Origin of the sequence: Virgibacillus chiguensis (genome assembly GCF_900129865.1) — a bacterium.
GTDB classification, from domain to species: Bacteria; Bacillota; Bacilli; order Bacillales; family Amphibacillaceae; genus Virgibacillus; species Virgibacillus chiguensis.
In genome coordinates, this window is record NZ_FQXD01000003.1 from 144,465 (window position 1) to 157,258 (window position 12,794).

Annotated in this window: 10 protein-coding genes; 9 read left to right on the forward strand and 1 reads right to left on the reverse strand. The window is 35.7% G+C overall.

Translation table 11 applies throughout. The annotated features are described in order from the left end of the window. Window positions 1-3 precede the first annotated feature (3 nt). The gene (locus tag BUB45_RS05065) at window positions 4-939 is read right to left on the reverse strand and encodes an NADP-dependent oxidoreductase (RefSeq protein WP_073005955.1); all 936 of its coding nucleotides are present in this window, start codon (window positions 937-939) and stop codon (window positions 4-6) included. A gap of 75 nt (window positions 940-1,014) precedes the next feature. Here BUB45_RS05065 and BUB45_RS05070 point away from each other — a divergent pair, with 75 nt between their 5' ends. The 9 genes from BUB45_RS05070 to BUB45_RS05110 all read left to right on the forward strand — a co-directional run bounded on the left by BUB45_RS05070 (window position 1,015) and on the right by BUB45_RS05110 (window position 12,762). Then, window positions 1,015-1,515 carry a DNA-deoxyinosine glycosylase gene (locus BUB45_RS05070; RefSeq protein ID WP_073005957.1) on the forward strand — a complete coding sequence of 167 codons (501 nt, stop codon included), beginning with the start codon at window positions 1,015-1,017 and terminating at the stop codon, window positions 1,513-1,515. 1,224 nt (window positions 1,516-2,739) lie between these two features. Beyond that, window positions 2,740-3,585, forward strand: a complete 846-nt coding sequence (locus BUB45_RS05075; protein WP_073005959.1) for an SAM hydrolase/SAM-dependent halogenase family protein — start codon at window positions 2,740-2,742, stop codon at window positions 3,583-3,585. A gap of 215 nt (window positions 3,586-3,800) precedes the next feature. Then, a complete protein-coding gene (locus BUB45_RS05080; protein ID WP_139300092.1) occupies window positions 3,801-4,907 on the forward strand; it encodes a sensor histidine kinase in 1,107 nt (368 codons plus the stop codon). Then, window positions 4,885-5,526, forward strand: coding sequence for a response regulator transcription factor (locus BUB45_RS05085; RefSeq protein WP_073005962.1), 642 nt, complete (start codon window positions 4,885-4,887; stop codon window positions 5,524-5,526). Before BUB45_RS05080 ends, BUB45_RS05085 begins: the two co-directional genes overlap by 23 nt. A 192-nt stretch (window positions 5,527-5,718) precedes the next feature. Continuing rightward, a complete protein-coding gene (locus tag BUB45_RS05090) occupies window positions 5,719-6,651 on the forward strand; it encodes an ABC transporter ATP-binding protein (RefSeq protein ID WP_073005963.1) in 933 nt (310 codons plus the stop codon). Window positions 6,652-6,662: 11 nt separating this feature from the next. Next, window positions 6,663-7,919 carry an ABC-2 transporter permease gene (locus BUB45_RS05095; RefSeq protein WP_073005965.1) on the forward strand — a complete coding sequence of 419 codons (1,257 nt, stop codon included), beginning with the start codon at window positions 6,663-6,665 and terminating at the stop codon, window positions 7,917-7,919. Further along, window positions 7,916-9,028: an ABC transporter permease gene (locus BUB45_RS05100; RefSeq protein WP_073005967.1), complete on the forward strand. Its 1,113-nt coding sequence runs from the start codon at window positions 7,916-7,918 to the stop codon at window positions 9,026-9,028. The genes BUB45_RS05095 and BUB45_RS05100 overlap by 4 nt, the downstream gene beginning before the upstream one ends. Before the next feature lie 364 nt (window positions 9,029-9,392). Continuing rightward, on the forward strand, window positions 9,393-11,588 hold the full coding sequence (locus BUB45_RS05105; protein ID WP_073005969.1) for a YhgE/Pip domain-containing protein: 2,196 nt from the start codon (window positions 9,393-9,395) through the stop codon (window positions 11,586-11,588). Window positions 11,589-11,814: 226 nt separating this feature from the next. Beyond that, window positions 11,815-12,762 carry an alpha/beta hydrolase gene (locus BUB45_RS05110; protein ID WP_425303953.1) on the forward strand — a complete coding sequence of 316 codons (948 nt, stop codon included), beginning with the start codon at window positions 11,815-11,817 and terminating at the stop codon, window positions 12,760-12,762. Window positions 12,763-12,794 lie beyond the last annotated feature (32 nt).

Below are 12,794 nucleotides of genomic sequence, written 5' to 3' on the forward strand. Positions count from 1 at the left end.
TATTTACTTCATATTTATAATGATTTTTCCTTTAGCATGATGCGTTTCACTAAGCTGGTGAGCTTGTTGTACTCCTTCTTGCGTTAGCGGGAAGTGATGTCCAACAATGGATTTGACATGACCGCTTTCCATTAACTTTGCTATTTCCTCGAGTTGCTTTCCATTTGCTTGTAACCATAAAAATCCAGCTGTAATCCCTAATTCTTTTGCTAAAGCTTCATTTGGTGGTTGAACAATGGAAACTAATTTTCCACCTTCTTTTAATACATGCATGCTCTTTTCTTGTACTTCTCCACCAATGGTATCAATAACTAAATCGTAGTCTTTAATGATTTCAGTGAAATCTTCTTTTTTATAATTAATAAACTTGTCCGCTCCTAAAGATTCAACAAGTTCCTTATTGTTCTCGCTTGCTGTAGTAGCTACATATGCGCCAACATGTTTTGCAAATTGAATGGCGTATGTTCCGACTCCTCCAGACCCAGCGTGAATGAATACTTTGTCATCCGCTTTGACTTGGCCAAAGTCAAAAAGGCATTGCCAAGCCGTTAAACCGGCTAAAGGTACAGCTGCTGCTTCATCAAATGTAATATTTTCAGGAAGAAGCGCTAGTTTATCTTCGTCTATCGCGGTGTATTCTGCATAAGTTCCTTGTGCACTTGTTGCTGGACGGGCAAATACACGGTCACCAGTTTTAAATTTTGTAACGCTCGAACCAATTTCTTGAACGATACCAGCAGCATCCCAACCAAGGATAATGGGGAACTCAAGTGGTAGCATCTCCTTTAAATAACCTTCACGAACTTTCCAATCGATTGGGTTAATGCTTGTAGCGTGCATCTCTACAAGCACTTGATTATCCTTTATTTGTGGCTTAGGAACATCACGTTCTTGAAGCTGGTTTGCATGACCATATTGATTTATAATAATAGCTTTCATGTTTTCCCTACTTTCTAAAGATGTTAGTATTATAATCTAAGGGTTCTGTTCAGATTATGCATAGGAGGTAGTAAGATGGAAAGACTATCATCTTTTCAACCTGTTTTACCAAAAGATCCTAAAGTGCTTATTCTTGGTTCCATGCCAGGAAAACAATCACTTCAACGACAAGAGTACTATGGAAACCCAAGAAATCAGTTTTGGGATATCCTGTTCACGATCCTTCAAGAACCTAAGGTATTCGATTATACGCAAAAGTTGCAGGTTTGTAAAAAACATTGCTTAGCACTTTGGGATACGGTAGGGACTTGTTATCGAGCAGGCAGTTTAGATGCAAATATTAAAGATGAAACCCCTAATGATATTCCTTCTTTATTACATAAGTATCCTGCCATCAAATTAATCGCTTGTAATGGAGGGAAATCCTATCAACTGTTAAATAAGTATTTTAAGCAAGAGCATTTAGCTCAAGTAGATGTGGTTAAGCTACCTTCAACGAGCCCAATTCCAGGGAAATATACAAAGCGTTTTGTAGATAAGGTGGAAGCGTGGAAGGTGATTTTGAATTATATTTGACGAATAGCTTATGTTTATTGTCGATTAGTAGTCAGAAAATAGGGTATAATGAATGTAGTAGGAAGAAATAATTAGTTTAGCGTTTAGTATGAATAAGTGTAACTGTTCGCTAATAGTATAAGATTGGTTGTTTGAAATGGAATTGCAATGAAAGGATTAGAGAGATGATGCAGTGATTTTTTAGTTGGACGGGGGACAGCAAAGGAGTCGTAAGCGGCAACTTACGACTCCTGCGACGGGTTATCCTTATGGCGACTTCGCTATAGGATAGCATGGCACATCATGTCATTAGTGGCGTCATCATTATCCTTTACTAACTCCGTCGGCAGAGAGGCTTTATTTGCTTTCGCGGCTATTTACAATTAACAATACAAGCGTTGCGAACGAAAACATCAGTTCAATCGTCTTGTCAATTGGTATCAATTCATTCAGCCCCTTTCTCTAAGGGATTACCAGTCGCCAAGCATGAAGAAATCTTCTTCACTGCTTTCGCCCTCTGCATAACCCGTCCCCCTCATTATACTATAATCCAGCAGTGATTTGTGGGAATTATTAGGAAATGGTATAAAATTCTTATTTTTCAATTAATTAAGCAATATTCCCTATGCTATATTTGCTTTTTCGTAGGTTATAAACCTAGATTTGTTTCTTTTCAAATTACGTAAGTAGAAAATAGGCAATTCTGTGGGTAAATAGGCTATTGTTAGCATGAATACATGTTTTGACAAAATGAAAGATGGACAGGTTTTAATGAAGCTATAAGCCACTTTTTATGATAGAGATTTTACGACAAGACTGGTTCAGTAGAAAAGTTGAATGGCATACAATGACCTCTTTAAACATCGTTTTTAATCATTTGTAGATTACGACGGAACGTTTTTTGTTTGAGTAACCTAAGTATCAGCTGCAAACTGTACTTGATGTCAAAGTGTGATCGAGTTTTTGAGTAAGCATATTTGGAAAACTGTATATAGTAGCTGCTGTAAAATTAGGTGGTATGACGTAAATATAATCACGTCCTTATCCAGAATTGGAGATGGGAGCGTGTTTTTGTACTTAGGAAACATCGTTTTTTGCCATAGTGACTGAATGATACATAAAGATTTTTTAAACATAAGAAACGGTACTTAAAGACATAAGTTAAATGAAAAAAGTGTAACAACTGTAATCTCTAGTAGGATAAGTAAAGAGATATCCTTATGATAAAATATTGGAGGAATAGAAATGTTAAAGCATGTTGTATTACAAACAGACTTTGGTTTAAGTGATGGTGCGGTTAGTGCTATGTATGGTGTTGCTAAATCGGTGGATCCATCCATTCAAGTTTTTGATTTAACACATCATATTTCTCCATATAATATTTGGGAAGCATCTTACCGTTTATATCAAACGATGTCCTATTGGCCAGAAGAAACGGTGTTTGTTTCTGTTGTCGACCCTGGGGTAGGAACGGATCGATTAAGTGTTGTTGTTAAAACAAATAGCGACCAGTATATTGTAACACCAGATAACGGAACACTGACGCATGTTAAGAGCCATATTGGTATAAAAGAAGTTCGAATCATTGATGAAAAAATAAACCGATTGCCGCGATCCGGAGAGTCACACACTTTTCATGGAAGGGATATTTACGCATATACAGCTGCAAGACTTTCTGCTGGTGTCATTCGTTATGAAGAAGTTGGACCGAAAAGGGATGAAGACCGAATTACTTGTTTAAAAGAAGAGAACGCTGCAATTAATAAAGGAATCATTCGTGGATGTATCGACATACTTGATGTGCGATTTGGAAATGTGTGGACAAACATAGATCGTCGTTTATTAGTTGAAGCTGACTATCAATATGGGGATAGGCTGTATGTTACGATTTCGCATCATCAGAAGGATGTATACAAAAACAAACTATTATTTGTCCGTTCATTTGCTGAAACACATTTAGGAGAACCCTTACTATATATTAATTCATTAGATAAAGGAGCTATTGCGCTTAATCAAGGTTCTTTTGCTAAAGCGTATCATATAGGAACGGGAACAAGTTGGGGAGTTTTTATTCAGAAAGTTGACGAGTGAATGGAATGGTTTCTAAACTTGGCTTTTCTGTTACACTATAGAGAATAATCACCGTTTACCGTCGTTGATTGACTATGATTGTAGACGCTTGTTTTTGAAAGTATTAGGTTTGTGGTATAAGGAAATCTGGAACGTCAAACACTTAAATTTTGTTTTTTAATACTTGGTGGCAAGTGCATGTTGAAGGAGAGAGGAGTGAAACTGTGGGGGTATTTATGGGAAGGGTTAGCTTGTTTAGTTGTTTATGGCTTATGCTTATTTTGTTTGATAGTAATTATATACCGTTTAGCATTAGTTTATTTGCAGTTTCTTTTGCCTTTTTTTGCTTATTATCGTTACAAAAGCATCATATCTATTTCTATGTTGTCCTGTCTGTTATTGCAATTCTACACATGTGGACAGTAGGGACTGAGCAATTTTATATCATCACTTATCTTTATTTTCTCGTTGTCGATGCTACTTTTAGGTTACAAGGATATTTACTGAAAGGCTATCTCATCGTTAATTTTGTAATTTCCATTTTGTACACGATTTTAATTAAAGATTTCATAATCGAAGTAATCTTATTACATATTCTTTTTGTTAGTTTAATATTAGTCGGAAATAGGATTTTTACAGAAAGGCAAGAGCTAAGGCAAATGTATGAGCAACTACTTGGCGAATTTCGAAAAAACAAACGAATGAATGCTTCAGCTGATCGAGAGGCGAGATTAGAGGAAAGGACAAATATTGCTCGCGACATTCATGATTCTGTCGGACACCGCTTAACAGCGCTTATGATGAAAATAGAAATTTTATCCATTCAAAATAAGGAACGTGACTATGAAGAGTTAAAAATAATGGCCAAAGAAGCTTTAAAAGAAACAAGAGAGGCTGTAAAGGCTTTACACCAGGAAGAGATTCAGGGTGTAGCATCTGTTGTTCAACTTATTCGAAAGTTAGAAGCAGAAAGTCAGCTAATGGTGAAGTTTACGATGAAGCAAGGTGTTCTATCAGTTGCGCTTACAAATAAGCAAAGTATTACTTTATATCGAGCGATACAAGAAGCTTTAACAAATGTCATGCGGCATTCCTCTTATCGAGAAGTACAAGTAGAGTTAGGAAAATCGGCAGTGGATGATGTCACTTTTGAGATTAGAAACCGAATTTTACAGGCTAGACAGTTTGTTGTTGGGTTTGGGTTAACAAACATGCGAAAACGAATAGAGGAGATACATGGTAAATTACATATTTATCAAACAGAGCAGCATTTTGTAGTTGTAGGAACTATTCCATGCGTTGTAAAGGAGATTGAAAAGCATGTGGCGAATTCTAGTTGTTGAAGATCAAGCTATTGTTCGGCAAGGTTTAAAAGTAATTTTACAGCAAGATGAGCAAATTAGCGTACCGTTTGAAGCTGCGAATGGAAAAGAAGCAATTAAAATTGTTGAACAACATGTTGTTGACTTAGTAATGATGGATGTTAGAATGCCGGTCATGAATGGTATTGAAGCTACTCGGATTATTAAACAAATGAACCCCTCTGTAAAAATTCTCATCTTAACAACGTTTAATGATGATGACTATGTTTTATCAGCTTTAAAAGAAGGGGCAGAAGGCTTTTTGCTTAAAACTACAGAGTCAAAAAAGTTGATTGATGCAGTACATAGCTGTATGCGTGGTGGAATGACGATTCATGAAGAGGTAGCTGCTAAAGTGATGCCGCGTTTACTAAAAGGTACAGAACAAAACAAGACAGAATTAGACGTTCCTTTATCAGAGCGAGAATTACTCATTACCAGATTAGTAGGGGAAGGAAAAACAAACAAGGAAATAGCTCAAACATTACATTTGTCTCTTGGGACGATAAAAAACCATTTGACACAAATTTTACAAAAAACTAACTTACGAGATCGGACGCAACTTGCTATTTTCGCTGTGAAACATCACTTAACGATGTAATGCTTCTATGAAAGTATGAACTTAAAACGATGAATAACTTATTTATTTTAGAAAAACTTTGTTTTTTATCTATAAATCATTTCTTATAGAGTAATAAAAGTGACCTCCGTCACTTTTATTTTTTTATTTTATGACTGAAGATACTGCAAAATAGAAAGTAAAACCGATAAGATGATTAAAAGGAGGAATGTTATGCTTGAATTAGTAAATATTTCAAAGAAATTTAAACAAACGTATGCAGTTAAGAATATGAATATGTTCATGGAACGTGGTGAAATTGTTGGCTTACTAGGGCCAAATGGAGCCGGGAAGTCAACAGCTATATCTATTATGTCTTCATTAGTGGAGCCAACAGCAGGGGAAGTCTACTTTGACAATCGAAGTATTTTAAAAAACCCTACGTCTTTTCGTAAAGTTGCTGGCATTGTACCACAAGAAATTGCGCTATACGAGGATTTAACTGCGGAAGAAAATTTACGATTTTTTGGTAGGATTTATCAGATTAAAGGAAAACAATTACAAAAACGTATAGAAGACGTTCTACAAATAATTGGTTTAGCAGATCGAAAGAAAGAAGTAGTGAAAACATACTCTGGTGGGATGAAGCGACGGTTAAATATTGGAGTAGCTTTATTACATGAACCAGAATTACTTATTATGGATGAGCCGACTGTTGGGATTGATGCGCAATCGAGAAAGTATATTTTAGAAACGGTAAAACAATTAAACAAAGAAATGAATGTCACAATTCTTTATACGAGCCATTATATGGAAGAAGTCGAGTATTTATGTAATCGCATTTATATCATGGATAAAGGGAATCTTATTGCAGCTGGAACAAAGGAAGAAATAAACCGTATTCTATCTGGTGAAAAATCAATCGTAATTAAAGCAAGCCATCTAACCAATCCATTTATTTATGAATTAAAAACATATCCACTTGTAAATAGTGTGGATGTAATGGATAAACAGATTACCGTCATGGTTTCTAAAGAGGTTAATCTATTTAAAGATTTAATTGCAATGGCAGATGAGGCAAACATCGAGTTAATTTCTGTCAATATAAAAACACCGACATTAGAAGATGTGTTTTTACATCTTACTGGTAGAGCGTTGCGAGATTAGGAGAGTGGCAGATGATTGGGCAAATTATTAAAAAACAATTCCTTCTATTATGGAGAAGTCCTGTAGAGCTGTTGTTACTTCTCGCTTTACCAGTTGTTCTTATTGTAATTTTAGGGTCAGCTTTAGGGAACTTTATGGATGGAGACTCGCCAGGTATGCATGCGAAAGTCGCTATGATAGAGCACAGTTCAGAAAGGGAGCAATTTGAAAAATTTAAACGTGATTTTGAAACGGACCTGGGATTGACGGAGGACACAGTAGCAAACATAGAAAAACGTTTACCTATTCAAACGTTAAAAACAATTTTTCATACAAAAGAGATTTCGAAAATGATGGAGTTAGAAGAAATTAGTGTGGAAGAAAAAAGTAAAATATTGCAGGAGGACACGTATACTGCAGTTATTGAAGTTCCAGAAGATTTTTCCTATCAATACCTTTCATACATTTTGTTAGATCGTAAGCAGGCTCCACAGTTACAACTGTATGAAAACGAAGAGAAACAACTTAGTGCAGGAGCTATTCAAAGTATTATTAAAAGCTTTCAGCAACAGCTTACTTTGGAGTCATTACTTGAAGAAAAAGGAATGGATCAAAACGAGGCAGCTTTATCTACTATATCTGTTGAAGGCCAACAAAAAAATCTTGAGCAAAGCAAACCTATAACGGCAAAAGAATATTACACTGTTGGCATGGCTGTAATGAATGCACTATTTGTTGCTTCAACAATTGGGCTTATAGCATTTCGGGAAAAGCAAAGCTTTGTGTTTGCGCGCATTATTCTAGCTAATATGTCAAAATGGACCTATTTTACAGGTGTCCTTTGTTCAGCTGTAATTTTTTCGCTCATACAATTATTCGTTATTTATGGTTTTGCTTGGCTTATCTTTGATGTATCATGGGATGATTTAACAGCTTTTATTTTAATAACGATTGCATTTTCCATTTCGGTTGGAGGTATTACTGTCTTATTAACAGCAATTAGTTATCGAATGCATTCCGAAACGGTAACCAATTTATTTTCAAGTGTCATTGTGTCCATACTCGCTTTAGTTGGAGGTAGCTTTTTTCCAATTGGAGAAAATGTCCAAGTCATTGAACTAATTGGTAATTTTACTCCTAATGGATCAGGAATGTCAGCCTATTTAGCAATATTAAGAGGGGAATCTATTGGGAAAATTGGTAATCATATTTTATTTCTTTCTGTTTTTGGTTTTGCCATGATTATGATTGCTGCAATGACATTTCCTAAAAGGGGGAGAATGGTATGACAGCAATCTTACTTGCTAAGCTAAAACATCTATTACGTAATCCGTGGGCGTTTCTCGGTTTTACTGGAATATGTATTGTGTTTGCGCTTATTATGGGACTAACTGGTTTTGAGAGTCGATCTAGCGTTCCCATAGTAATTGCGGACGAGGAAGTAACAGGTTCTTCTATCCTTACAACATTGAATGATGAAGAAAGCATTTCCTTTAAAGAGGTGGAAGAAGATGCATTAATTCAATCTGTGAAGGAAGGAAAAGCAGAAGTTGGCGCCATACTAAATAAAGACACATATGAGTTAATCGTAGGTGTAGAATCAACAACGGTTTCGTCCGTGGACAATATGATACGTCAAGCTTATACAGAATATGGACAACGGCAAAAAATAATAGAGCATATAGGTGATTTAAAACAAACGGAGAATGCGTTGCAAAAGGAGATTGACGAAGCTTCAAAAAATCCTGTTTTCTCTGTTACTACAAGCAATTTTACTACTGATCAGACGATGATGTACGATCCAATTTATCAGTATGTATTTGGCTTTGGTTTGTTTTTCGTTATTTATACGGTTGCTTATAATGTGTTACCAATGCTAATTGAAAAGCAGGAAGGGGTTTGGGATCGGCTTATTTTATCTCCAGTTAAGAAATGGAAAATGTACGCTGGAAATATGATTTACAGTTTTTGTATAGGGTACTTGCAAGTATTGATTATATTCTCGTTTTTCTATTTTGTTTTTGGCGTTGACTTTAATGGGAAATTTCCGGAAACATTATTACTTTTAATTCCCTATGTTTTTACCATTGTTGCATTAAGTATTTTGTTAACAGCCATAGTGAAAAATTCCCAACAATTTAATGCATTTATTACCATTCTAGCAGTTTGTATGGCTATGGTTGGTGGTGCCTATTGGCCGATCGAAATTGTAGAATCCAACTTTCTAATTGCCATATCAAAAATAAATCCATTAACTTATGGCATGGAAATTTTACATGGGGTTGTAAACTATGGTTATTCGTTGGAAGAACTTTTCTACCCGGTGAGTATTCTGTTACTAATGGGAACTGTTATGATTGGTGTGGGCATACATTTAATGGAAAGGCGACATATATAATTAGTGCAGTGGTTGAATAGATCCTTTTGCAATAACATATAATTGCTGCAAGGGGGTCTATTCTTATTCCAATAGGGGATAGGAAATGCTTAAACAATTTTCGGAGAATAGAGAGTTACTCTGTGTCTAACCAAACTTGTGTTAAGAATAATTTACATTTTTGTAGTTTGAGTGGCGTGTTTTTTGGTAATCGTACACTGTAGAATCCAACTAAAATTATTTTGTTAGAGTATTAAGAATTAATTGATTTATACTTATGGCTGGTATTGTTCTATTAACGTTGTTATAATCATCCATTATATTCGTTTTTTATCACTAAAAAATGAACAGTCATTCATTTTTGGTTAGAAGGTTGCGTGAATCTATGAAAAACAGCTTAAGAATATTTATGACAGATATAAAAAAATTGAGTAAGAACTGGGTGGCGCTGATTATCATTGGTGGGCTTATTTTCTTACCCTCTTTCTATGCTTGGTTTAATATTAAGGCGTCTTGGGACCCTTATGGGCAAACGGATCAGATCCCCGTTGGAGTAGTGAATGAAGATCAGGGCGCAACAGTGAGAGGGGAAAACATTGACGTTGGGAAAGATCTTGTAGACACACTTCAAGAAAATAAAGCAATGGATTGGCGATTTACAGATCGAAAGACGGCAATGGAAGAAGTGGAGTACGGTGATTATTTTGCTGTTATCGTTATTCCAAAGGATTTTTCAAAACAATTGGGTAGCGTTATGGAAGACAATCCAGAAAAAGCAAACGTAGAATACTATGTGAATGAAAAAGTCAATGCGATTGCGCCGAAAATTACGGAAAAAGGTGCCTCGGTTATTGTCGAGCAAATAAGTAGTCAATTTATTTCTACGGTCAATGGGGTAATCTTTGATATGTTTAACCAATTAGGTATTGAACTAGAGAAAGATTTACCTGATATTAAACGCTTTGAAAATTACGTATTTGAAATGGAGAAAAAGCTTCCGGAAATTAATGATTTGCTTAATCAATCATTATCTGACGCAAACCAGGCACAAGATATCGTTAATAAGGCACAAAACTTAATTCCTGATGCGCAAAAAGCAACCGATAATGGATTAACAACCATTGATAATACAACGTCTTTTTTGAAAGAAGCAGAAGATCGATTAAATAAAATGGCTCCGCAAATTGAACAGGATTTACGTACAGTGCAAGATGTTGCGAGTAAAGCAAACAACTTTCTGCAAGATGTTCAGAAAGTAGATGTTGATTTTAGTGGTGGAAAAGAACTTGCTAATCAAATAAACCAACAGCTTGACGATGGCGCTAATAGAGTGGGGGCAGTGATTAGTTCGTTAGAGCAATTGAAACAACAAAATGATCAAACGGACAACAACGAAAGTGAGCAAGGGAATAGCTCAAACGTGAATCGTGAACAAATGGATCAGGTTATTAAAAGACTGACGACATTACAAGAAGCCTTAACGAATATAAAAGAGACAAATAAAGAAGTTATCCAATTTATAGATGCGAAAGATAAAGATGTAGATCAAATGGTAAATGATTTGCAGCAAGTGGCTGAAAATACTTCGGCAAATATTGATGCTTTTGTTAAAGAATATAAAGCATCGATTGAACCTACAGTGATGGAGGAAATTAGTCGAGCAAAAAGTACGCTTTCAGAAGCCCGAGGGATCTTGGTAGATATTCAAGAGACAATACCAGAAGTAGAACGTATTCTTGGTAGTACAGAGAGTAATTTAGGGAAAGGAGAAGATGTTCTTAAGCAAGCCTTAGGTGAATTCCCATATGTGAATAGTAAGGTTAATGAGCTAGCGGACAGAATTCGTAGCATTAAAGGTGAAACGGACATGAATGAAATTATTAACCTGTTGCAAAATGACCCAGAAGCTGAGAAAGGTTTCTTTGCGGAACCTGTTCAGCTAAATCAGAATAAGCTGTTCCCAATGGAGAATTATGGTACTGGTATGACACCATTTTATACAGCTTTGGCAATATGGGTTGGTGGGTTACTGCTCATTTCTTTACTAGCCACCGATGTGCACGACCAAATTAATTATACAGAACGACAAATGTATTTCGGACGGTTATATACATTTATGGGAATTGGTTTTTTACAGACGATTATTGTAACAGCAGGTGATTTACTCTTACTAGGAGTCGATGCGGCTGCGCCATATTGGTTTATGACGTTTGGGATATTTATTAGTTTTATTTTTATGCTTATTATTTATACAGTTGTTTCCGTGTTTGGTGATGTCGGAAAAGCAATGGCAATTGTATTTCTCGTTCTGCAAATTGCTGGATCGGGAGGAACCTATCCTGTTGTATTGTTACCAGAGTTTTTCCAAATGATTAATCCATTTCTTCCGTTTACCTACGCCATTGACTTATTACGAGAATCTGTTGGCGGTATCGTTTGGGAGAGAGCGAGCAAGGATATTTTATACCTCAGCTTTTTTGGGGTTGTAGCTATCGTACTAGGTGCGTTCTTTAAACCAATCATTAATCGGCATACAAATAAACTGAAGAAAAAATCCAAAGAATCTGGTTTATTTCACTAAAACAAAGAAGTCCCATTTGATACGAAAGACGTATCAAATGGGGCTTTTTAACTATTCGTTTAGACGCAATTACGTGTAAAAGAATAGTTTAGAGACCTCATATGCAGGAAGTTCTATCCTAAGTATTTTTCATTACTTGTAAACAAGTACCAGCTGCGTGTTAGTTTTATATAAGGCTTTTTCCCTATATAATAAATAAGAAAGATGTGAAAGGTGGAAAAGACTGTTGAGGAAAAAAAGAGTTTTGTATATAAGTGTTAGTGTCATTATATTATTATTTATTATTGATATAATTGCTAGTTTCTATTTTTATCATTTAGCAATTGCACGTAATCAAAAGGATTTTTTGCAAGGAAATGAAGATCTTGAAGTTTCTGCGCAAGCGTTAGACGAAATGCTTGAAGGAGATTGGCGAGATTGGGTCCGTGAACAGAACTTTGAAACGTGGAATATGACATCTTACGACGGGCTAAAACTACAAGGCTATTATTTACCTGCAAAGAAAGAAACAAATAAAACAGTTATTTTCGCACATGGCTATTTAGGAAGTGGCTTAGACATGGGAATGTTTGGTCAACACTACTATGAAGAACTTGGTTATAATATGTTTACAGCGGATTTAAGAGGTCATGGTGAAAGTGAAGGAAATTATATTGGGTTCGGCTGGCATGATCGCCTGGATTACGTAGATTGGATTCATAGAGTAATTGAAGAACAAGGAGAAGATGCAGAAATTGTGTTACACGGGGTTTCTATGGGGGCTGCAACTGTATTAATGGCAAGCGGTGAGAAACTCCCTAATAATGTAAAAGCAATTGTAGCAGATAGTCCTTATACGAGTGTGTATGACATGTTTGCTTACCAAATGGATCGAATGTTCCATTTACCTTCATTTCCACTGTTACCTAGTACAAGTGCGGTGACGAAAGTACGTGCTGGGTATGGTTTAAAAGAAGCTTCCGCAGTAGAACAAGTGAAAAAAACAGACATACCTATATTGTTTATTCATGGGAGTGCAGATACATTTGTACCTACTCGTATGAGTGAAGCGTTATATGCGCAAACAAATAGTGATAAAGAGTTGATTATATTCGATGGGGCAGGGCATGGTGAAGCTTTTGTTACACATAAAGAAGATTATATAGAAAAGTTACATGAGTTTTTAACACAATAGGAATTTATAAAATGAATCTTTTATACGGCAGG

Bases quoted from the DNA above. Each gene is read 5' to 3' on its own strand.
- BUB45_RS05080 (WP_139300092.1), top strand. From the start codon at position 3,801: ATGGGAAGGGTTAGCTTGTTTAGTTGTTTATGGCTTATGCTTATTTTG.
- BUB45_RS05085 (WP_073005962.1), top strand. From the start codon at position 4,885: ATGTGGCGAATTCTAGTTGTTGAAGATCAAGCTATTGTTCGGCAAGGT.
- BUB45_RS05100 (WP_073005967.1), top strand. From the start codon at position 7,916: ATGACAGCAATCTTACTTGCTAAGCTAAAACATCTATTACGTAATCCG.
- BUB45_RS05070 (WP_073005957.1), top strand. From the start codon at position 1,015: ATGGAAAGACTATCATCTTTTCAACCTGTTTTACCAAAAGATCCTAAA.
- BUB45_RS05095 (WP_073005965.1), top strand. From the start codon at position 6,663: ATGATTGGGCAAATTATTAAAAAACAATTCCTTCTATTATGGAGAAGT.
- BUB45_RS05105 (WP_073005969.1), top strand. From the start codon at position 9,393: ATGAAAAACAGCTTAAGAATATTTATGACAGATATAAAAAAATTGAGT.
- BUB45_RS05075 (WP_073005959.1), top strand. From the start codon at position 2,740: ATGTTAAAGCATGTTGTATTACAAACAGACTTTGGTTTAAGTGATGGT.
- BUB45_RS05065 (WP_073005955.1), bottom strand. From the start codon at position 939: ATGAAAGCTATTATTATAAATCAATATGGTCATGCAAACCAGCTTCAA.
- BUB45_RS05090 (WP_073005963.1), top strand. From the start codon at position 5,719: ATGCTTGAATTAGTAAATATTTCAAAGAAATTTAAACAAACGTATGCA.